This is a genomic window from Nonomuraea ferruginea, assembly GCF_039540635.1.
GTDB lineage: Bacteria > Actinomycetota > Actinomycetes > Streptosporangiales > Streptosporangiaceae > Nonomuraea > Nonomuraea ferruginea.
In genome coordinates this window covers 151481-170821 of record NZ_BAABFD010000003.1, presented here as the reverse complement: position 1 = coordinate 170821, position 19341 = coordinate 151481, and the positions used below count along the sequence as shown (strand labels likewise).

The window sequence follows — 19341 nt, the reverse complement described above, 5'->3', positions numbered from 1 at the left end:
GGATCCGGCCGGCTCCGAAGCGTCTCAGCACTCGATGACGTTCACGGCGAGGCCGCCGCGCGAGGTCTCCTTGTACTTGTCGAGCATGTCCCTGCCGGTGTCGCGCATGGTCTTGATGGCCTTGTCGAGCGACACGTGGTGGCGGCCGTCGCCGCGCAGCGCGATGCGGGCCGCGGTGATGGCCTTGATGGAGGCGACCGCGTTCCGCTCGATGCACGGGATCTGCACCAGGCCGCCGATCGGGTCGCAGGTCAGGCCCAGGTTGTGCTCGATGCCGATCTCGGCGGCGTTCTCCACCTGCTCGGGGGTGCCGCCGAGGACCTCGGTGAGCCCCGCCGAGGCCATCGAGCAGGCCGAGCCGACCTCGCCCTGACAGCCGACCTCGGCGCCGGAGATGGACGCGTTCTCCTTGAACAGCACGCCGATCGCCGCCGCCGTCAGCAGGAAGCGGATCACGCCGTCGTCGTCGGCGTTCGGGGTGAAGCGGGAGTAGTACGTGAGCACGGCGGGGATGATGCCGGCCGCGCCGTTGGTGGGGGCGGTGACGATGCGGCCCCCGGCGGCGTTCTCCTCGTTGACGGCCAGGGCGAACAGCGACACCCAGTCCATCGCCTGCAGGGGATCCTTCTCGGCGGACTCGGCCTGCAGGCGGCGGTGCAGCTGGTGGGCGCGGCGCTTGACCTTGAGCCCGCCGGGCAGCACGCCTTCCTTGGCGATGCCCCGCCGCACGCACTCCGTCATGACCCGCCAGAGGTCGAGCACGCGGGCGCGGATCGCGTCCTCGCCGAGGCCGAACGCCTTCTCGTTCTCCAGCATCAGCCCGGAGATCGACAGGCCGGTGGCCGAGCAGTGCTTGAGCAGCTCCTCGCCGGTGGTGAACGGGTAGGGCAGGACCGTGTCGTCCGGCTTGATGCGGCCGGCGCCGGTGGCGGTCTCGTCGACCACGAAGCCGCCGCCGACGGAGAAGTACACCTTCTCGCGCAGGCTCCCGCCCGCCTCGTCGTAGGCGGTGAAGCGCATGCCGTTCGGGTGCTCCGGCAGCGAGATCTTCCGCTCGAACACCAGGTCCTCGCCGATCACGAACGGGATCTCCCGCTCGCCGAACAGCCGGACCGTGCCGGACTCGCGCATCGCGGCCAGCCGCTCGTCCACGGTGTCGACGTCCACCAGCTCGGGCTTCTCGCCCGACAGGCCCAGCAGGACGGCCTTGTCGCTGCCGTGGCCCTTGCCGGTCAGGCCGAGGGAGCCGTACAGGATGGCCTCGACGCGCGCCGTACGGCCGAGCAGCCCGTCCTGGTGCAGGCCGCGCGCGAACCGGTGGGCGGCGGCCATCGGGCCGCCGGTGTGGGAGCTGGACGGGCCGATCCCGATCTTGAAGAGGTCGAAGACGCTGATCGCCATTGATGGCGCCTTTCACGCGCGGGGCCGGGGCCCGGTGCCGGGCCCCGGCGGGTGGGTCAGGACTCGCCCGAGGTGAGGGCGGCGTACTCCTCGGCGGAGAGCAGGTCGGCGGCGTCGCCGTCGGCGCGCACCTTGAACATCCAGCCCTCGCCGTACGGGTCGCTGTTGGCCAGCGACGGGTCGTCCACCAGGGTCTGGTTGACCTCGACCACCTCGCCGCCGACAGGCGTGTAGATCTCGCTCACGGACTTGGTGGACTCGACCTCGCCGATCGAGTCCCCGGCTTCCACGGTCGAGCCGACCTCCGGGAGCTGCACGTAGACCACGTCACCGAGGGCCTCGGCGGCGAAGGCCGTGATGCCGATCGTGGCGACCAGGCCGTCCTCCAGGCCGGAGATCCACTCGTGCTCCTTGGTGTAGCTCAGGTCGTCAGGGATGTTGCTCACTTGTTCCTCCTGTAGAAGGGCAGCTCGACCACGTCCACGGGTTCTTGCCTGCCCCTGATGTCGACGGCCAGACCTTCGCCGGCGTCGATGCCGGCGTCGACGTAGGCCAGCGCGATGGGCTTGCCCAGCGTCTGCGAGGGCGCGCCGCTGGTGACCTCGCCGACGACGGCACCGTCCTTGGTCACCGGGTATCCGTGGCGGGGCACCCGGCGGCCGCGCGCGACCAGCCCGGTCAGGCGGCGCCGCGGCGGGGTGTCCTTGACCGCCTCCAGCGCCGACCTGCCCACGAAGTCGCCCGGCTTGTCGAATTTCACCACCCTGTCCATCCCCGCGTCGAACGGGGTCAGCTCCGCGCTCAGCTCGTTGCCGTACAACGGCATGCCCGCTTCCAGGCGGAGCGTGTCACGGCTGGACAGCCCGGCCGGCTTCAGCCCGTACGGTTCGCCGGCGGCGGTCAGCGCGTGCCACAGCGGCACCGCGTCCTGGACGGCCACGAACAGCTCGAAGCCGTCCTCGCCGGTGTAGCCGGTGCGGGCGATGAGCGCCTCCCGCCCGTCGACCCTGCCGGGCAGGCCGGTGTAGTACTTGAGCCCGGCCAGGTCGGCGTCGGTGAGGGTGGCGAGGATCTCCTGGGAGCGCGGGCCCTGGACGGCGATGAGGGCGTACTCGTCGGAGCGGTCCTCGACCCGCGCGTCGTAAGCCTTGGCGCGGGTCATCAGCTCGTCCGCGACCTTGCCCGCGTTCGAGGCGTTGGCCACGACCATGAACTCCTCGTCGCCGAGCCGGTAGACGATGAGGTCGTCCAGCACCCCGCCGCGCTCGTCGACGATCATCGTGTAGCGCGCCCGCCCGGTCGCCAGCGCCGACAGGTGTCCCACCAGGGCGTAGTCCAGGGCGTCCGCCGCCTGCGGGCCGGTGAGGAAGATCTCCCCCATGTGCGACAGGTCGAAGAGCCCGGCCGCCTGGCGGACCGCGTTGTGCTCCGCGGACTCGCTGCCGTAGCGCAGCGGCATGAGCCAGCCGGCGAAGTCGGTCAGGGTGGCGCCGAGAGACTCGTGCACGTCTCTCAGCGGCGTCGGTCGTGACATGTCGCACCTCAGGACAGGATCGGATGCCGGGATCCTCCCCCTCTGTCGTCGGTGCCTGAGAGCTTCACCCGGCTTTTTTCCGGACTTTCACCTTCGGCGAGGTCGCGCGGACCTGCTTTCCAGAGGACACCTCGGCCGTACGGTCCTTTGCCTTGAGAGGTTCGCGGGGAGGGCTTGCTCCTTCAGGGGCCCCGACCGGCTGTCAGGGCGCTCTCCCGCACGGCTTCGACGGTGATGTGGCAAGCCTAATGGCCTTCGGGGTGAATTGTCGCGTCCGCGAACTCCGCGGCGTGCGCGACCAGAGCGTTCGCGACTAGGGCTTCGAAGAGGGCACAGTCGTCGGCGGCCTCCGGGTGCCACTGGACGGCGACGGCGAACGGGTGGGAGTCGAGTTCCACGGCCTCGATCGTGCCGTCCCCGGAGGTGGCCGTCACTGTCAGGCCCGTGCCCAGGCGGTCGACGGCCTGGTGGTGGTAGTGGGGCACGGTGACCGGGGCGCCGCCGAGGATCTTGGCGAGCTTGCTGCCGGCGGCGGGGCGCACGGGGAGGGGGCCGAACCGGCCGGGGGCGGGGGAGTGGCCGGTGTGGCCGACGACGTCAGGGAGGTGCTGGTGGAGGGTGCCGCCCAGGGCGATGTTGAGGACCTGGAGACCCCGGCAGACGCCCAGGAAGGGGGTCCGGGCTTCGAGGGCCGCGGTCATCAGGGCGAACTCGGCGGTGTCACGAAATTTCCGGATGTAGTCGGTGTGGGGGTGGGGTGACGCGCCGTACCGGTCCGGGTCGATGTCCCCGCCGCCCGCCAGGATCAGCCCGTCCAGCCGGGTCACCAGCGCCGCCGGATCGCCCGCCGGCGGGATGAGCACCGGCTGCCCGCCCGCCCGCGTCACCTGCTCCACGTACATGTACGGCAGCAGCGCCACGGGCAGGTCCCACACCGTGAACCGGGCGGGTTCGACGTAGGTGCTGACACCGATGACGGGCCGGCTCACAGCGGCGTCACGTACGCGCCGGAGATCCCCCCGTCGACCAGGAACTGCGACGCCGTGATGAACGACGCGTCGTCGCTGGCCAGGAAGGCGGCCGCGGCCGCGATCTCCGACGCCTCGGCGAAGCGGCCGAGCGGCACGTGCACCAGCCGCCGCTGCGCCCGCTCGGGGTCCTTGGCGAACAGCTCCTGGAGCAGCGGCGTGTTGACCGGCCCCGGGCACAGCGCGTTGACCCGGATGCCCTCGCGGGCGAACTGCACCCCCAGCTCGCGCGACATGGCCAGCACCCCGCCCTTGGAAGCGGTGTAGGAGATCTGCGAGGTCGCCGACCCCATGACGGCCACGAACGAGGCGGTGTTGATGATCGAACCCTTGCCCTGGCGGCGCATGTAGCCGATGGCGTGCCTGCAGCACAGGTATACGCTGGTCAGGTTGACCTCCTGGACCCGGCGCCAGGCGTCGATGCCGGTCTCCAGGATGGAGTCGTCGTCGGGCGGCGAGATGCCCGCGTTGTTGAACGCGACGTCCACGCTCCCGTAGGTCTCGAACGCGGTCTCGTACATCCGCGCCACGTCGTCCTCGCTGGTCACGTCGGCCTTGACGAACAGGCCGCCGACCTCGGTGGCGGCCTTGGCGCCCGCCTCCTCGTCGATGTCGACGCAGACGACCTTGGCGCCCTCCTCGGCGAACCGGTGCGCGGTGGCCAGGCCGATGCCGCTGCCCGCTCCGGTGATGACGGCCACGCGGTCCAGCAAACGCTGCATAGGGCTACTCCGTTGAGATGAAGACGTTCTTGGTCTCGGTGAAGGCGGCGAGCGCGTCGGGGCCCAGCTCGCGGCCGAGCCCCGACTCCTTGAAGCCGCCGAACGGGGTCCAGTAGCGGACCGAGGAGTTGGAGTTGACCGAGAGCGCGCCGGACTCGACCGCGCGGGCCACCCGCAGCGCCCGGCCGATGTCGCGGGTCCAGATGGAGCCGGACAGGCCGTAACGGGTGTCGTTGGCGATGCGGACCGCGTCGGCCTCACCGGCGAACGGCACCACGGACACGACAGGCCCGAAGATCTCCTCGGTGAACGCCCGGTCGGTGACGTTCGAGGTCAGCACCGTCGGCGGGAACCAGTAGCCGCGGCCCTGCGGGCACGAACCTTGCAGGTACGGGTCGGCGACGAAGCCGCGGACCCGCTCCAGGTGCTCGGGGCTGATCAGCGGGCCCATCTCGGTGGCGGGGTCGAGCGGGTCGCCGACGCGCAGCCCGCGCACCGCCTCCGACAACCGCTCCAGGAACTCGTCGTACACGCTCTCCTGCACCAGCACGCGCGAGCGGGCGCAGCAGTCTTGACCGCTGTTGTCGAAGACCGCGTACGGGGCGGCGGCGGCGGCCTTGGCGACGTCGGCGTCGGCGAAGACGATGTTGGCCGACTTGCCGCCGAGCTCCAGCGTGAGCCGCTTGACGTGGGCGGCGGCCTTGGCCGCGATCTCCTTGCCCACCTCGGTCGAGCCGGTGAACACGATCTTGGCGACGCCGGGGTGCTCGACCAGCCGGGCGCCCGCGACCTCCCCTGCCCCGGGCAGGACCTGGAGCACCCCCTCGGGCAGGCCCGCCGCCAGGGCCAGCTCGGCCAGCCGCAGCGCGGTCAGCGGGGTCTGCTCGGCGGGCTTGACGATGACCGTGTTGCCCGCCGCGAGGGCAGGCGCGACGCCCCACGACATGATCAGCATCGGGAAGTTCCACGGCACGATCACGCCCACCACGCCCAGCGGCTCCTGGAACGTGACGTCCACGCCGCCGGGCACCGGGATCTGCCTGCCGTGGTTGCGCTCGGGAGCGCCGGAGTAGTAGTGGAGCACGTCGCGGACGGCGGCCGCCTCCCAGCGGGCGTTGCCGACGGGGTGGCCGGCGTTGGCCACCTCAAGCATCGCCAGCTCCTCGGCGTGCGCGTCGACCAGGTCGGCGAAGCCGCGCAGCAGCCGCGCCCGGTCGCCCGGGGCCACCTCGCGCCACTCCCGGTAGGCCTTCGCGGCCCTGGCCACGGCCTCGTCGACCGCGGCGGCCCCGGCCATCTCGACCTCGGCCACGACCTGCTCCGTCGCCGGATTGATGATCTTCACAGGCGCTCGAATCCCCGGAACATCTCCCAGTCGGTCACCGCCGCGTCGAAGGCGGCCAGCTCGACCCGCGCGTTGTTGGCGTAGTGGGCCACCACGTCCTCCCCGAACTCCTCCCCGGCCAGTTTGGAACCCTCGAACAGGGCCAGCGCGTCGCGCAGGGTGTGCGGCACGGTCTCGGCGCCGGAGGTGTAGGCGTTGCCCTCGAACGCCTCCTCCAGCTCCAGCTCCCCGTCGATGCCGTGCAGGCCGGCCGCGACCAGCGCGGCCACCGCGAGGTACGGGTTCACGTCGCCGCCCGGCACCCGGTTCTCCACCCGCAGCGAGGGGCCGTGGCCGACCAGGCGCAGCGCGCAGGTGCGGTTGTCGACGCCCCACTTGACGGCCGTGGGCGCGAAGCTGCCGGGCACGAACCGCTTGTAGGAGTTGATGTTGGGCGCGTACATGAGGGTGAGCTCGCGCAGGCAGGCGAGCTGGCCGGCGATGAACCGCTGACCCAGCGGCGAGAGCCCGTGCGGCCCGTCGCCCGCCATCACCAGCTCGCCGTCCGCCCCGCGCAGCGAGATGTGGATGTGGCAGGAGTTGCCCTCGCGGTCGTTCGGCTTGGCCATGAAGGTGATCGACTTGCCCTCCTGGGCGGCGATCTCCTTGGCGCCGTTCTTGTAGACGGCGTGGTTGTCGCAGGTGACCAGCGCCTCGGCGTAGCGGAAGGTGATCTCGTGCTGGCCCGGGTTGCACTCGCCCTTGGCGGACTCCACGTACAGGCCCGCGCCCTCCATGTCGCGCCGGATGCGGCGCAGCAGCGGCTCGACGCGGGCGGTGCCGAGCAGCGAGTAGTCGACGTTGTAGAGGTTGGCGGGGGTCAGGTCGCGGTAGGCGCGGTTCCAGGCTCCCTCGTACGAGTCCTCGTAGACGACGAACTCCAGCTCGGTGCCGACGCAGGCGCGCAGGCCGCGCTCCTGGAGGCGGGCGAGCTGGCGGCGGAGGATCTGGCGCGGCGAGGCGGTCACCTCGCCGCCGTCCTCCCAGGTGAGGTCGGCCATGACCAGGGCGGTGCCCTCCTGCCAGGGCACCCGCCGCAGCGTCGACAGGTCGGGCCGCATCACGAAGTCCCCGTACCCGCGATCCCAGGACGACATCGCGTATCCGCCGACCGTGTTCATGTCGACGTCGACGGCGAGCAGGTAGTTGCACCCCTCGGAGCCGTGGTGCAGCACCTCGTCGAGGAAGTAGCGCGCGGACAGGCGCTTGCCCTGGAGGCGGCCCTGCATGTCGGCGATGGCCAGCAGCACCGTGTCGACCAGGCCCGCCGCGACCTCCTGCCGTAGCTCGTCGACGGTGAGGAAGCCATGACTGGACCGCTCGCTCACGTGCTGGCTCCGATCTCGCAGGAGGCGGTTTCCCGTTGATTGGGCTAGTCTCAGACCATTGATGTGTATGGCGGGATCGCTTGTCAAGACCTGAGGACACGTTGGACGAGTCGGCGCGTTTGATGACGGTGCTGCGCCCCGTGAGAGCCGGAAACGCCTTCGAGGAGACCGTCGAACGGCTCCTGCAGGCGATCAAGCTGGGCGTGGTGGCGCCGGGAGACAAGCTCCCGCCCGAGCGCGAGCTGGCCGTCCAGCTCGGCATCAGCAGGGTGACGCTGCGCGAGGCCATCCGCGCCCTGCAGGACGCGGGCTACCTCGACGTGCGGCGCGGCCGTTACGGCGGCGCGTTCGTCACCTACGTGCCGCCCCGGCCGGGGCCGGCCGACCTGCGCAAGGCGGTCGCCGACATGGGCACCGACGACCTGGCGGACGCGCTCACCTTCCGCCTGGCCGTCGAGTGCGGCGCCGCCCAGGCGCTGGCCGGGATGGAGCTGACCGGCGGGCAGCGCGACACGCTCAGGCGCAGGCTGGCCGACCTGGACGGCGCCTCGCTGGAGGACTACCGCCGCCTCGACACCGCCTTCCACCTGTCGATCGCCGAGCTGACCGGGTCCGCCCTGCTCGCGTCCGCCTGCGCCGACGCCCGCCTGCGGGTGAGCGACCTGCTCAACGCCATCCCCATGCTCCAGGTCAACCTCGACCACGCGGCCGCGCAGCACCGGGCGATCGTGGCGGCCATCCTGGCGGGCGACCCCGAGGGGGCCGGCCGCGCCATGAGCGAACACCTGGAAGGCACGGCCGCCCTGCTGCGCGGATTCCTCTCCTGACCGCACCACTGCCCACAGGCTCGTAGAGTCGGTTCACGGTCATGGAGAAATGGTTTCACGGAAGCATCATCGCGACGGGACGGCTGCCGCTGTTCTGTTTCTTCGTCGCGCTCATCGTGGCGTTCATCGCCACCCGCATCAACGTACGGCTGATCAGGGCCAAGGTCGGCTGGTTCCGCAACGTCAACGTGGGCGAGATGCACATCCACCACGTGGTGTTCGGGGTCGTGCTCATGCTGGTCGGCGGGGTGGCCGGGATGGTCGTCTCCGGCGCGTCGCAGGTGGGGCACGCGGTCGCGGCGTCGGTGTTCGGGATCGGGTCGGCCCTGGTGCTCGACGAGTTCGCGCTGATCCTCCACCTGCACGACGTCTACTGGGAGGAGGAGGGGCGCACCTCGGTGGACGCGGTGTTCATCGCCGTGGCGGTCACCGGGCTGCTGCTCATCGGGCTGCGGCCGCTCAGCTGGGACTTCGGCCCGCCGCTGGTCGACCCGGCGGCGCTGATCCTGGGCAACCTGGTGCTGGCCGTGATCACCCTGCTCAAGGGGAAGATCTGGACCGGCATGGCAGGGCTGTTCCTCCCCTTCCTGCTGCTGGTGGGCGCGGTGCGGCTGGCCCGGCCGGGGTCGCCGTGGGCCCACTGGTTCTTCGTCGGGCGCTCGCCGCGCAAGATGGCCAAGGCCATCCACCGGGAGGAACGCTGGCGCCGGCCGGCGATCCGGGCCAAGATCGCCTTCCAGGAGTTCCTCTCGGGCCGCCACGACCTGCCTTCCACCCGCCGTCTGCGCCGCCATACTTGAGCCATGGCGCTTCCCTCCAGGTCTGACGGGCTGCTGGCCCAGATCCCCGACTCGCTCACGGACCTGCGCGGACCCGTGGACGGCAAGGTGGCGCTGCCGCCCCACCTGTCATGGTCGGGCCCCCGCGAGTACGACCTGGCCGATCTGCGCCTGAGGCTGTCGATGTACCGCATGGTGATCACGGGCGGCGGGCGCGTGGACGCGGAGAGATACCTCAACGCGCGCCACCTGACCGCCGACTGGCCGCTGCTCAGGAAAGGGCTCGGCCCGGGCCACCGCCGGGCCTGGGAGCACAAGCTGGCCCTCGGCATGCTCCCGTGATCCGCTTCCCGCCGTTCCAGGAACGGGTGCTGGGAATGGTTCTGCCGGCATGCGAGCGCTTCCATCTGCTGCTCGCGGGCGGGCACGCGATGCGGGCGCACGGATTCATGGACCGGCCGAGCACCGACCTGGACTTCGCCACCAGCGCGGACACGCCGCTGCCGGAGGTGGCGGAGGGGATCGCCCAAGCGCTCAGCGCCGCCGGTCTGGAGGTGTCCGTGCTGGAGGTGACACCCCGGTACGGGCGACTGCTCCTCAAGGATCCCTCGACGGAGGAGCACTGTGAGGTGGACCTCCTCAGGGAGGCGCTCCAGCAGCAGCCCAGCGTGTGCGGCGAACTGCGGGTCGTCGCGCTCGACGACGCCGTGGGCCTGAAGATGCGGGCACTGTACGAACGCAGCCTGGCCCGGGATGTCATCGACATCGCCGCCGTGGCCCACCTCTACTCCTTCAGAGATCTGGAGCGTTTGGGCGGCCTGCACGCGGAGGACTTCTCACTTCCCGAGCTCGTCATGCGGCTGGAGTTCGTGGAGTTCATCGCCGACGAGGAGTTCGCGGCCTACGGGGTGACCGCGGACCGGGTGCGAGACATCCGGAGGCTGACCTCGGCGTGGGCGGACGACATCAAGATGCGGCGGGCCGACGACGGTGATGCCGAGTACGACGTCTCCGATCTGCCCGGGGTCGACTGAGGCATCGGGTGGTCACAGCGTCACGGCTGAGCGGAGGGCCAGTCCGGCGCCGAGGAGCACCACCATCACGGCCGTGCCCAGCGGGGCCGCGCCCGACAGGCGGGCGGCGAGCCGGCGGCCCGCCGACGCCCGCGCCTCCAGCCGGTCGACCAGCTTGACCAGCAGCAGGCCGGTGACGGTCAGGGTGGCGGCCATGCCGACCCCGTAGGCGGTCACCAGCGCCACCCCGAACCAGGTCCGGCCCAGCGCGACCGCGCCCAGCAGCACGACCAGCGCCGACGGGCTCGGCACCAGCCCACCGGCCACCCCCAGCCCCACCAGCCCACTCCTCCGATGCCCGTGGCCGTGTCCATGGCCGTGTCCATGGCCGTGTCCATGGCCGTGTCCATGGCCGTGTCCATGGCCGTGTCCATGGCCGTGCCCATGGCCGTGCCCGTGCCCGACGGCCTGGGCGTTCCGGGAGCGGCGGGCGGTGTGGATCAGGCGGAGGCCGATGGCGGCGATCAGCACGCCGCCGGCCACCCCCAGCCAGGCCAGCACCGACTCGCCGGCCAGGGCCGTGAAGACGCTCAGCGCGAGCCCCACCGCCAGCACCCCCACGGTGTGGGTGGCCGTCACCGTGGCGCCCACGACGAGCGCGTCCCTGGGCCGTCCGCGGCGCCCCGCCAGGTAGGCGGCCATGACGGTCTTCCCGTGCCCGGGGATCAGCGCGTGCCCGGCCCCCAGCACCACCGCCAGGCCCAGCGCCAGCAGCCCGAGCGGCACGGTCAGCGAGTCGGCGCCGACGAGCCCGGTGAACGTCCGGTCCAGCGCGTCGAGCGCCTCACCGACGGGTCCGCCGACGGAGAGGCCGGGGGTCCCGGACGTGGGGGTCCCGGTCCCGGCGCCGAGCCGTGAGACGGTGAACGAGGCCGTCCGCTGGTCCAGCGGTGACGTCAGCAGGTCGTCCGGGTACCTGCGCAGTTCCCCGCTCACGCTGGACTCGGGCACGGTGGCGTCGGCGAGCCGGACCCCTGCGCCGGTCGCGGTGATCTCACGCCAGCCGATCCGGTCCTGCTCGAAGCCGTCGGTGAACGTCACCGCGCCGGACACCGCGGTCTCCGCCACCAGGTCGCAGGTCAGGCGGCTGGTCCTGAGCCCGCCCTGGCCCGGCGTGTACGCGTGCCCGGCCCGTACCACCCGCCAAGGGACGGCCGCGCCGCCCACCGTCAGCCGCTGGGCGGCGGCGAGCGCGGCGCAGCGGCGGGAGGCGTAGGTGGCGTCCACCTCCGTCCTGGCCTGCAGCGTGGGCAGCTCCGCCAGGTCCACCACGGCCAGGTTCTCCACCTGCCCGCCGGAGACGGTCAGCCCGTTGTAGTGGTTGACCGTGAAGTTCCCCAGCGGATGCGCGGCGGCGGCCCGCGCCGGCACGCTCAGGAACACCGGCACCAGCCCGAGCAGCAAGACCCCCAACCGCCACCAGATCCTGCGCGAGGCGGCGTGACGGGCGTCTTCCGGGAGGTCGGCCCGTTCTGTGGGGTGGGTCCGGTTCGGTGTGCGGGCGGCGTTACGGACCTGGTCGGGAGTGGCGGCCGATTTCGTGGGGTGGGAGGGGGCTTCGGTGAGGGGGGTGAGCTCGGGGTCGGTCATGAGAACCTCGCCAGGGTGGCCAGCTCCGGGTCGAAGCGGGGGTCGAGGGGGACGTCGCGGCCGAGGGATCTTTCGATCTCGGCGCGGTGGTAGCGGAGGACGGGATGCCGCCAGCCGGTCGAGGTGGCCTGTTTCGCGTACCGCAGAGCCTCGCGCGGCCGGTCGGCCTTGAACAGCGCCCAGCCGAGCGCGTCGGCGGCGATCAGGCCGGGGTTGCGGGCGTACTCGGCACGGGCGTGCCGCACCGCCTCGTCGGGGTCGCCGTGGTCGGCCTCGAACTCGGCCCACGTCAGGTCGTCGCGGACGCCCGTCCTGGCGAGCAGGTCGCGCTGGGCGTCCAGCAGCGTCCAGTCGGCGGGCAGGCCCGCCTTGAGCCGCACCTCGCCCTGCTCGATCAGATACTGGGGCAGCGGCAGCCGCCGGACCACGCCCTCGTACCGGGTGAGCGCCTCGTCCAGCCGGCCGCCGAGCGCGGCGGCCCTGGCCCGGCCGGCGAGGGCGGGCGTGTAGCCGGGGTCGGTCTCCAGCGCCCTGGCGTACCACCGGTCGGCCGTCTCGAAGTCGTGGGCGTGCAGGGCCAGCTCGCCGAGCTGGTGGCGGGCGTAGGCGAGATCGGCGGGGACGCGCGCGTCCTCGTGGGCGTACTGGAGGTAGCGGCGCGCGCCGTCGAGGTCTCCGCGCAGCTCGGCCGCGTACGAGGCGCGCGCGAAGGACGCGACGCCGGGCCGCAGGTCCAGCATCCGCTCGACCGCCTCCCGCGCGCCGCGCAGGTCGCCGAGCTGGACGCGGGCGTCGGCGAGCACCCCGTACGCGGCCGCGCTGTAGGCGTTGGCGTCGAGCGCCCGCTCGGCCAGCCGCTCGGCCTCGGCGAACTCGTGGCGGCCGGCGGCGAGCGTGGCCCGGCCGGTCAGGACGGCGTCGTCGCGCGGGCTGAGCCGGGCGGCGGTGTCGAGCGCGCCTGCCGCCTTGGTGTAGTACGACGGGTCGCCGCTGATCCTGGCCTGGTCGACGTACTGGACGCCGAGCTGGGCCCAGCCTCGGTGGTCGTCCGGCAGCCGCTTGAGCCGGTCCTGCAGGGTTTCCCGCCCGGCCGCGGGCGCCGGCGCGCCGGCCGGTGCGGCGGCGACGCCGAAGACGGTGAAGAGCAGCGCGCCGGTCAGGACGAGACCTGCCAGCAGGAGTAGTGAACGCATCGAAGGGCTCCGGAGTCGTGGGAGGGAACCGGCCGGCCGCCGGAGCGGCCGACCGGTCCTGGGGCGGCGGGGCGGGAGAGGGCCCGCCACCGGGAGAAGGTCGGCCGGGCGGGGGTCAGCGCTGGTTGACCGAGGCGTTGCTGGGGAGCGGGATGTACGGGAACGTGCCGCCGAACGGCTTGTCGTTCATGTCCACCTTGTCGGTCAGGGCGGGGATGAGCTTGCCGGACTGCGCGGCGCCCGCGACGGCCTGCAGTTCGATGTCCACCACGTCGTCGGCGAGCCGGCGGCCGTTGGGGAAGCCCTGCAGGTCACCGCCGAGCACGCCCAGCCTGTTCGGGTCCTTGCTGGGCGGGATCGACATGTTGAGCCTGAGCATCTCGGCCGGGCGGAGCTTGCCCGCGTCCTTGTTCAGCGACTGCGCGTTCAGGTCGGCCGCGATCGGCCCGTTGCCCTTGGCGATCCCGGTCAGGAAGATCTGGACGAGATCCTTGCGCGGAGTGGCGGGCGCCTTGATGCCGTAGATGGACGCGAGCAGCCTGGCCACCTCGGGGTCGGTGACCCGCTTGACCAGGGCGGCCACGTCGGCGTCCTTGGCGGGCGGCAGCGCGTTGAAGGCGTCCTTCAGCCCGGCGGGGGACACCACCTCGTTGACCAGCGGGTTGCCCAGGCGGGAGACCTGGACGAACTTGCCGCCGTTGTGCTTGTCGGTGGTGGACCAGACGCCGACGACCGGGTTGCGCTTGGGGTCGCCCTTGAGCGCGAGGTCCTCCTTCGGCACCTGCAGGCCGAGCGTGTTGACGTTGTAGCCCTTGAGCGTGTCCCGGCCCACCTCGGACAGGTCGCCCCCGTACAGCAGGTCGAAGACGCACAGGTCGAGGAAGAACGCCTCGTCCGACTGGCCCGCGAGGGTCTTGCCGCCGCCCTTCAGGCTGGTGATCGCCTGGGAGCGCAGGGTGCCGTAGTTCGGCATGGACGCGGGGCCGACGTTGCTCGGCGCGACGATGCCGTTGGAGACGAGCGTGCTGCTGCCGTTCTCGGTGATGCGCCTGAGCGTGTAGCGCTGGCGGAAGAGCAGGTTCTGGTCGTCGAGCGAGGTGACCGGTCCGTTGTTGTAGAGGAAGGTGGCGTTGCCGCGCCGGTCCTCGTTGCGGAAGGTCCACTGGTAGGTGATGTCGGGCTTGGCGTCGCCGTCGTTGTCGATCTTGATGTTGTAGCGCGACCTGGTGTCGAACGGGTAGAAGTTCGGCCCGCCCTGCGGCTCCTGGAACGGGATCCAGTTCGACAGCAGGGTCACGGTGTCGGGCTTGTCCGGGCTGACGAACGCGTACACGTCGGTGTTGTCGTTGAGCGGGTCGCCGATGACGGCGGGCGCCTCGCGGTGCGAGGAGGCCGTGCCGGAGTCCGTACGGAACATCGCGAGCGAGGAGGCCGTCAGGGCCACCGCGACGCCGAGTCCGATGAGGGCGCGCCGGTCGATCCGGTGCTCCATGGTCGGTCCTTTCGGAAAGGTGCTGATCGATGACGAGGTTCCGGCCGGGTTCCTCGCGCCCTATTCGCGTGACGGGGGCGGGCGGATGTCGCTCTCATCCTCAAGGAGGAGTCGTCAACCGAAGTTGACATACCAAAGGAGTCAATTTAGGTTGACGGGTGCGGAACGCGCGCGCCCGTTCGTTGAGAGGTCGAACGGCCCCTGGAAGGAGATTCGGTGATCAAGGACTTACTGGCCTACTTGCGCCCGCACCGGTGGATCCTGGTGGCGGGCGGGGCGCTGGGCCTGATCGGCTCGGCGGCGGGCCTCGCCATGCCGCTGCTCGCCAAGTACGTGGTGGACGCGTTCGGCGAGAACGGGTCGATGGCCGGGCCGCTCATCGGCCTCACCGTCGCCGTCCTGGTCGGCGCCGTGGTGTCGGCCGCCGGCTCCTACCTGATGGAGCGCACCGGTGAGAGCGTCGTGCTGGGCGCCCGCCGCCGCCTGGTCGACCGCATCCTGCGGCTGCGGGTGGCCGACGTCGACCGGCTCAAGCCCGGCGACCTGCTCTCCCGCGTCACCGGCGACACGACGCTGCTGCGCGCTGTGCTCACCAACGGCGTCGTCGACTCCGTCAGCGCCGTGTTCATGCTGGTCGGCGCCATCGTCCTGATGGCCGCCATGGACGGCACGCTGCTGCTGGTCACGCTGCTCGTGGTGGTCGTGATCGGCGGGCTGACCGGCCTGGTGATGCCGCGCATCATGCGGGCGCAGAAGGACGCCCAGGAGGCCGTGGGCGAGATGGGCGCGGTGCTCGACCGGGCGCTGCAGGCCTACCGCACGGTCAAGGCCAGCGGCGCCGAGGAACGCGAGATCGCCGTCGTGGGCGGCGCCGCGGAGCGGGCCCGCGACCGGGGCCTCCAGGTGGCCGGGTGGACCTCGCTGGCCGGGGTGTCGACCTGGATGGCCGTGCAGGTCGCCTTCCTCGGCGTGCTCGGCGTCGGCGGGGCCAGGGTCGCCTCCGGCGCGCTGGAGGTCTCCTCGCTGATCGCCTTCCTGCTCTACCTGTTCTACCTGGTGGCGCCGATCGGCCAGCTCGTCGAGGGCGCGGTCCAGCTCCAGCAGGGCCTGGCCGCGATGAAGCGCATCAAGGAGGTCGAGGACCTGCCCGGCGAGCCCGTCGGCGTGCCGGCCGGCACCGGCGACCGCCCGCTCGGCGTGCGCTTCGACGGCGTGGTCTTCCGGTACGGCGACGACCGGCCGATCGTGCACGACGGGGTCAGCTTCGAGGTGCCGCCCGGCGGCCTCACCGCGCTCGTCGGCCCGTCGGGCGCGGGCAAGTCCACCGTCTTCGCCCTGCTCGAACGCTTCTACGAGCACCAGGGCGGGGTCATCTCGCTGGACGGCAGGGACATCCGCGACTGGTCGCTCGGCGAGCTGCGGGCCGCGCTCGGCTATGTCGAGCAGGACGCGCCCGTGCTGGCCGGCACGCTCAAGGAGAACCTGCTGTTCGCCGCCCCTGACGCCACCGAGGACGAGCTGCGCCGCGCGATCGTCCGCACCCGCCTGGACGACCTGGTGGCCAGGCTGCCCGACGGCCTCGACACCGCGGTCGGGCACCGGGGCGTGCTGCTGTCGGGCGGCGAGCGGCAACGCGTCGCCATCGCCAGGGCGCTGCTGCGCAAGCCCAGGCTGCTGCTGCTCGACGAGGCCACCTCGCAGCTCGACGCGGTCAACGAGCTGCGGCTGCGCGAGGTCATCGCCGAGGTTGCCGCCGAGACGACCGTGCTGGTCATCGCCCACCGGCTGTCGACGGTGACCAACGCCGACCGGATCGTCCTCATGGAGAGCGGCGGCGTGCGGGCCATCGGCACCCATGACGAGCTGGTGGGGGCCGACGAGCTCTACCGCGAGCTGGCGGCCACCCAGTTCCTCGTGAGCTAGCGCGTTGTACTCTTCGGGTGACGTTGATGAATGTGTTCATTCAGGAGGTCGCCATGAGCCGCACCGTGCGCGCGCCGCGAGGCACCACGCTCACCGCCAAGGGGTGGCCGCAGGAGGCCGCGCTCCGCATGCTCCGCAACAACCTGGACCCGGAGGTGGCCGAGCATCCCGAGCAGCTCGTCGTCTACGGCGGCTCGGGCCGCGCGGCCCGTGACTGGGCCTCCTACGACGCGCTGGTCAGGACGCTCACCACGCTGGAGGGCGACGAGACGCTGCTGGTGCAGTCGGGGCGGCCCGTCGGCGTCTTCCGCACCCACGAATGGGCGCCCAGGGTGCTGATCGCGAACTCCAACCTGGTGCCCGGCTGGGCCACCTGGGAGGAGTTCCGGCGGCTCGAAGCCGCCGGGCTCACCATGTACGGGCAGATGACCGCGGGCTCCTGGATCTACATCGGCACCCAGGGCATCCTGCAGGGCACGTACGAGACGTTCGCGGCGGTGGCGGCCAAGCGGTTCGGCGGTTCGCTGGCCGGCACCGTCACGCTCACCGCCGGGCTCGGCGGCATGGGCGGCGCGCAGCCGCTCGCCGTCACCATGAACGGCGGCGTGGCCATCTGCCTCGACTGCGACCCCCGCTCCGTCACCCGCCGCATCGAGCACCGCTACCTCGACGTGCGGGCGGAGTCGCTGGACGAGGCGCTGCGGCTGGCGTACGAGGCGCGCGACGCGCGGCGGCCGCTGTCGATCGGCGTGGTGGCCAACGCCGCCGAGGCCGTGCCCGCGCTGCTCGCCCGCGGCGCCGAGATCGACATCGTCACCGACCAGACCTCCGCCCACGACCCGCTCATGTACCTGCCGCTCGGCGTCGCCTTCGACGACATGGCCGCCGAACGCGACAAGGACCCGGCGGGCTTCACCGAGCGCGCCCGCCAGTCCATGGCCGCGCACGTCGAGGCCATGGTCGGCTTCCAGGACGCGGGGGCCGAGGTGTTCGACTACGGCAACTCCATCAGGGGCGAGGCGCAGCTGGCCGGATACGCGCGGGCCTTCGACTTCCCCGGGTTCGTGCCCGCGTACATCAGGCCGTTGTTCTGCGAGGGCAAGGGGCCGTTCAGGTGGGCGGCGCTCAGCGGCGACCCCGCCGACATCGCCGCCACCGACCAGGCGATCCTGGAGCTGTTCCCCGACAACGAGCCGCTCGCCCGCTGGATCCGCCAGGCCGGCGAGAAGGTCCACTTCCAGGGCCTGCCCGCGCGGATCTGCTGGCTGGGCTACGGCGAGCGCAACGTGGCGGGGGAGCGGTTCAACGACATGGTCGCCTCCGGAGAGCTGCGGGCGCCCGTCGTGATCGGCCGCGACCACCTCGACAGCGGCTCCGTCGCCTCCCCCTACCGCGAGACCGAGGCGATGGCCGACGGCTCCGACGCGATCGCCGACTGGCCGCTGCTCAACGCCATGCTCAACACGGCCTCTGGGGCGGCCTGGGTGTCCATCCACCACGGCGGCGGCGTCGGCATCGGCCGCTCCATCCACGCCGGCCAGGTGACGGTCGCCGACGGCACCGCGCTGGCCGGGGAGAAGCTCGACCGGGTGCTCACCAACGACCCGGGCACCGGCGTCATGCGCCACGTCGACGCGGGCTACGAGGAGGCGGCCGCGGTGGCGGCCGCGCGCGGGGTCCGCGTCCCGATGCGTGAGTCCTGAGTGATCCATGTGGGATGAGAATGCCGTGCGCACGGTGTTGGAGCAGGAGTGACTGGCGCATATCACAGCGGGCTGGACCGGCTTCTCGACGGCCACAGGCTCTCGCCGGTGCAGAGGAGGATCGCTCACTACCTGTCGGAGCACCTGGAGGAGGCCATCTTCCTGTCGAGCGTGGAACTGGCCGAGCGGGCGGGGGTGAGCCAGCCGTCCGTGACCAGGTTCGCCATGGTGCTCGGCTTCGCCGGATACCCGGAGCTGCGGCAGGCGCTGCGTCCCCTGGTGCTGGGCGGGCCGCCGGAGGGCGAGCAGGAGAGCCTGATCAAAGGAGCCATCGACCGCGAGATCAGGAACCTGACCGCGGTCCGCGACCGGCTGCCGTCGCTGCCGCTGAAGGAGCTGGGCGCGTTCCTGGCCGCCGCCGAGCCGCTCCCCGTGCTGGGGCTGCGGGTGTCGGCCGGGCTCGCGACCACGTTCGCGTACTACACCCGCCGCATCCACCCCGACGTGCGGCTGCTCACGCACGGCGGGTCGGAGCTCATCGACGGCCTGCACTCCGCCCGCCGTGCCGGCGCGGAGTGGCTGGTCGCCGTGGTGCTCCCGCGCTATCCGGTCGAGGTGATGAACGCGCTGGAGTACGCGGGCAAGCTCGGCTACAGGGTGGCCGCGATCTGCGACCGGCCCGGCTTCCCCGCCGAGGTGGTGCTCGACGCGCCGGTGGGCGACCGGCTGGTGTTCGACTCCCACGCGGCGCCGCTGGCCCTGGCCATGGCCCTGGTGGAGGCCATGGCCGACGCGGCGCCCCTGCGCACCCAGGCGCGGCTGGAGGAGTACGAGCGGATGACGGACGAGACCGGCACGTTCCTCGGCGAACTTCCTTAGCGGGCGGTCAGGAAGTCGTGGTGGGGCTCGTGCGGCACGCCCGCGGGTGTCGACCGCCGGAGCCAGGAAGACGGCGGAGACGACGAAGACGAGCACGACGAGCATGGCGGTGCGCAACCCCCAATGATCGCCGAGGAAGCCGAGGCCGGGCGGGCCGACCAGGAAGGCGATGTAGCCGAGGGTGGCCACCAGGCTGACGCGGCGCTGGCGCGCATGACCACGGTGCGGCCGAAGCGGCGCCGCCGCCCATGCCCACGCCGAACGCGAACAGGCCCGCCATGACCACCGGTACGGACGACAGAAACAGACCGACGCCGATGACGGCCAGGCTTGTGACGATCACCGTCCCGACGCCCATGACGGGCCTGGTGCCGAAGCGCGAGACGAGCCGCCCGGAACACAGGATCCCGATCATGGAGCCGAGCGACAGGCCGAACAGGATCACGCCCATCTGGGCGGTGGACGCCCCGGGTCGTTGATCGGCT

General features: G+C 71.9%; 18 protein-coding genes and 2 riboswitches. Of the genes, 7 read left to right on the top strand and 11 right to left on the bottom strand.

Features of this window, described 5'->3' with window-relative positions:
* Positions 1-24: 24 nt before the first annotated feature.
* The 7 genes from ABD999_RS07415 to ABD999_RS07385 form a co-directional block, all read right to left on the bottom strand.
* Positions 25-1401 (bottom strand): L-serine ammonia-lyase, encoded by a 1377-nt coding sequence (locus ABD999_RS07415; RefSeq protein ID WP_271279073.1) that lies wholly within the window; start codon positions 1399-1401, stop codon positions 25-27.
* 56 nt (positions 1402-1457) lie between these two features.
* On the bottom strand, positions 1458-1847 hold the full coding sequence (gcvH, locus tag ABD999_RS07410; protein ID WP_148033847.1) for a glycine cleavage system protein GcvH: 390 nt from the start codon (positions 1845-1847) through the stop codon (positions 1458-1460).
* Positions 1844-2935, bottom strand: coding sequence for a glycine cleavage system aminomethyltransferase GcvT (gene gcvT, locus ABD999_RS07405; RefSeq protein ID WP_271275893.1), 1092 nt, complete (start codon positions 2933-2935; stop codon positions 1844-1846). The genes gcvH and gcvT overlap by 4 nt, the downstream gene beginning before the upstream one ends.
* Before the next feature lie 32 nt (positions 2936-2967).
* A riboswitch (glycine riboswitch) is annotated at positions 2968-3065 on the bottom strand.
* A riboswitch (glycine riboswitch) is annotated at positions 3066-3163 on the bottom strand.
* Between the two features lie 17 nt (positions 3164-3180).
* Positions 3181-3924 carry a gamma-glutamyl-gamma-aminobutyrate hydrolase family protein gene (locus ABD999_RS07400; RefSeq protein ID WP_271275892.1) on the bottom strand — a complete coding sequence of 248 codons (744 nt, stop codon included), beginning with the start codon at positions 3922-3924 and terminating at the stop codon, positions 3181-3183.
* Positions 3921-4685 (bottom strand): 3-oxoacyl-ACP reductase, encoded by a 765-nt coding sequence (locus ABD999_RS07395; protein ID WP_148033844.1) that lies wholly within the window; start codon positions 4683-4685, stop codon positions 3921-3923. The genes ABD999_RS07400 and ABD999_RS07395 overlap by 4 nt, the downstream gene beginning before the upstream one ends.
* Before the next feature lie 4 nt (positions 4686-4689).
* Positions 4690-5982, bottom strand: a complete 1293-nt coding sequence (locus ABD999_RS07390; protein WP_271275896.1) for an aldehyde dehydrogenase family protein — start codon at positions 5980-5982, stop codon at positions 4690-4692.
* Positions 5983-6026: 44 nt separating this feature from the next.
* Positions 6027-7397 carry a glutamine synthetase family protein gene (locus tag ABD999_RS07385; RefSeq protein ID WP_271275891.1) on the bottom strand — a complete coding sequence of 457 codons (1371 nt, stop codon included), beginning with the start codon at positions 7395-7397 and terminating at the stop codon, positions 6027-6029.
* 122 nt (positions 7398-7519) lie between these two features.
* Here ABD999_RS07385 and ABD999_RS07380 point away from each other — a divergent pair, with 122 nt between their 5' ends.
* Genes ABD999_RS07380 through ABD999_RS07365 form a run of 4 tightly spaced genes read left to right on the top strand, consistent with a single transcriptional unit; the run spans position 7520 to position 10037 of the window.
* Positions 7520-8224, top strand: a complete 705-nt coding sequence (locus ABD999_RS07380) for a FadR/GntR family transcriptional regulator (RefSeq protein ID WP_219546595.1) — start codon at positions 7520-7522, stop codon at positions 8222-8224.
* Between the two features lie 41 nt (positions 8225-8265).
* A complete protein-coding gene (locus ABD999_RS07375) occupies positions 8266-9024 on the top strand; it encodes a hypothetical protein (protein WP_148033840.1) in 759 nt (252 codons plus the stop codon).
* Positions 9025-9027: 3 nt separating this feature from the next.
* Positions 9028-9345, top strand: coding sequence for a hypothetical protein (locus ABD999_RS07370; protein ID WP_148033839.1), 318 nt, complete (start codon positions 9028-9030; stop codon positions 9343-9345).
* Positions 9346-9380: 35 nt separating this feature from the next.
* Positions 9381-10037 (top strand): nucleotidyl transferase AbiEii/AbiGii toxin family protein, encoded by a 657-nt coding sequence (locus ABD999_RS07365; RefSeq protein WP_271275890.1) that lies wholly within the window; start codon positions 9381-9383, stop codon positions 10035-10037.
* Between the two features lie 12 nt (positions 10038-10049).
* On the opposite strand, the gene ABD999_RS07360 is transcribed toward ABD999_RS07365, so the two are convergent.
* The 3 genes from ABD999_RS07360 to ABD999_RS07350 all read right to left on the bottom strand — a co-directional run bounded on the left by ABD999_RS07360 (position 10050) and on the right by ABD999_RS07350 (position 14351).
* Positions 10050-11666, bottom strand: a complete 1617-nt coding sequence (locus ABD999_RS07360; protein WP_271275889.1) for a High-affinity nickel-transporter — start codon at positions 11664-11666, stop codon at positions 10050-10052.
* Positions 11663-12859 carry a tetratricopeptide repeat protein gene (locus tag ABD999_RS07355; protein WP_271275888.1) on the bottom strand — a complete coding sequence of 399 codons (1197 nt, stop codon included), beginning with the start codon at positions 12857-12859 and terminating at the stop codon, positions 11663-11665. Before ABD999_RS07355 ends, ABD999_RS07360 begins: the two co-directional genes overlap by 4 nt.
* A 115-nt stretch (positions 12860-12974) precedes the next feature.
* Positions 12975-14351, bottom strand: a complete 1377-nt coding sequence (locus tag ABD999_RS07350; RefSeq protein WP_271275887.1) for a DUF4331 domain-containing protein — start codon at positions 14349-14351, stop codon at positions 12975-12977.
* Positions 14352-14567: 216 nt separating this feature from the next.
* On the opposite strand from ABD999_RS07350, the gene ABD999_RS07345 reads away from it, so the two are divergent.
* Genes ABD999_RS07345 through ABD999_RS07335 form a run of 3 tightly spaced genes read left to right on the top strand, consistent with a single transcriptional unit; the run spans position 14568 to position 18856 of the window.
* Complete coding sequence (locus ABD999_RS07345) at positions 14568-16274, top strand: ABC transporter ATP-binding protein (protein ID WP_271275886.1); 1707 nt, start codon at positions 14568-14570, stop codon at positions 16272-16274.
* 53 nt (positions 16275-16327) lie between these two features.
* Positions 16328-17977: a urocanate hydratase gene (gene hutU / locus ABD999_RS07340; RefSeq protein WP_187281347.1), complete on the top strand. Its 1650-nt coding sequence runs from the start codon at positions 16328-16330 to the stop codon at positions 17975-17977.
* A gap of 48 nt (positions 17978-18025) precedes the next feature.
* Positions 18026-18856, top strand: coding sequence for a MurR/RpiR family transcriptional regulator (locus ABD999_RS07335; RefSeq protein WP_271275885.1), 831 nt, complete (start codon positions 18026-18028; stop codon positions 18854-18856).
* Positions 18857-18863: 7 nt separating this feature from the next.
* Here the strand turns inward: ABD999_RS07335 and ABD999_RS07330 are convergent, their stop codons facing one another.
* Complete coding sequence (locus ABD999_RS07330) at positions 18864-19271, bottom strand: hypothetical protein (protein ID WP_271275895.1); 408 nt, start codon at positions 19269-19271, stop codon at positions 18864-18866.
* Between the last annotated feature and the right edge of the window lie 70 nt (positions 19272-19341).

Bases quoted from the DNA above. Each gene is read 5' to 3' on its own strand.
- ABD999_RS07415 (WP_271279073.1), bottom strand. From the start codon at position 1,401: ATGGCGATCAGCGTCTTCGACCTCTTCAAGATCGGGATCGGCCCGTCC.
- gcvT (WP_271275893.1), bottom strand. From the start codon at position 2,935: ATGTCACGACCGACGCCGCTGAGAGACGTGCACGAGTCTCTCGGCGCC.
- ABD999_RS07395 (WP_148033844.1), bottom strand. From the start codon at position 4,685: ATGCAGCGTTTGCTGGACCGCGTGGCCGTCATCACCGGAGCGGGCAGC.
- ABD999_RS07390 (WP_271275896.1), bottom strand. From the start codon at position 5,982: ATGGCCGGGGCCGCCGCGGTCGACGAGGCCGTGGCCAGGGCCGCGAAG.
- ABD999_RS07380 (WP_219546595.1), top strand. From the start codon at position 7,520: ATGACGGTGCTGCGCCCCGTGAGAGCCGGAAACGCCTTCGAGGAGACC.
- ABD999_RS07375 (WP_148033840.1), top strand. From the start codon at position 8,266: ATGGAGAAATGGTTTCACGGAAGCATCATCGCGACGGGACGGCTGCCG.
- ABD999_RS07370 (WP_148033839.1), top strand. From the start codon at position 9,028: ATGGCGCTTCCCTCCAGGTCTGACGGGCTGCTGGCCCAGATCCCCGAC.
- ABD999_RS07365 (WP_271275890.1), top strand. From the start codon at position 9,381: ATGGTTCTGCCGGCATGCGAGCGCTTCCATCTGCTGCTCGCGGGCGGG.
- ABD999_RS07360 (WP_271275889.1), bottom strand. From the start codon at position 11,666: ATGACCGACCCCGAGCTCACCCCCCTCACCGAAGCCCCCTCCCACCCC.
- ABD999_RS07355 (WP_271275888.1), bottom strand. From the start codon at position 12,859: ATGCGTTCACTACTCCTGCTGGCAGGTCTCGTCCTGACCGGCGCGCTG.
- ABD999_RS07350 (WP_271275887.1), bottom strand. From the start codon at position 14,351: ATGGAGCACCGGATCGACCGGCGCGCCCTCATCGGACTCGGCGTCGCG.
- hutU (WP_187281347.1), top strand. From the start codon at position 16,328: ATGAGCCGCACCGTGCGCGCGCCGCGAGGCACCACGCTCACCGCCAAG.
- ABD999_RS07330 (WP_271275895.1), bottom strand. From the start codon at position 19,271: ATGATCGGGATCCTGTGTTCCGGGCGGCTCGTCTCGCGCTTCGGCACC.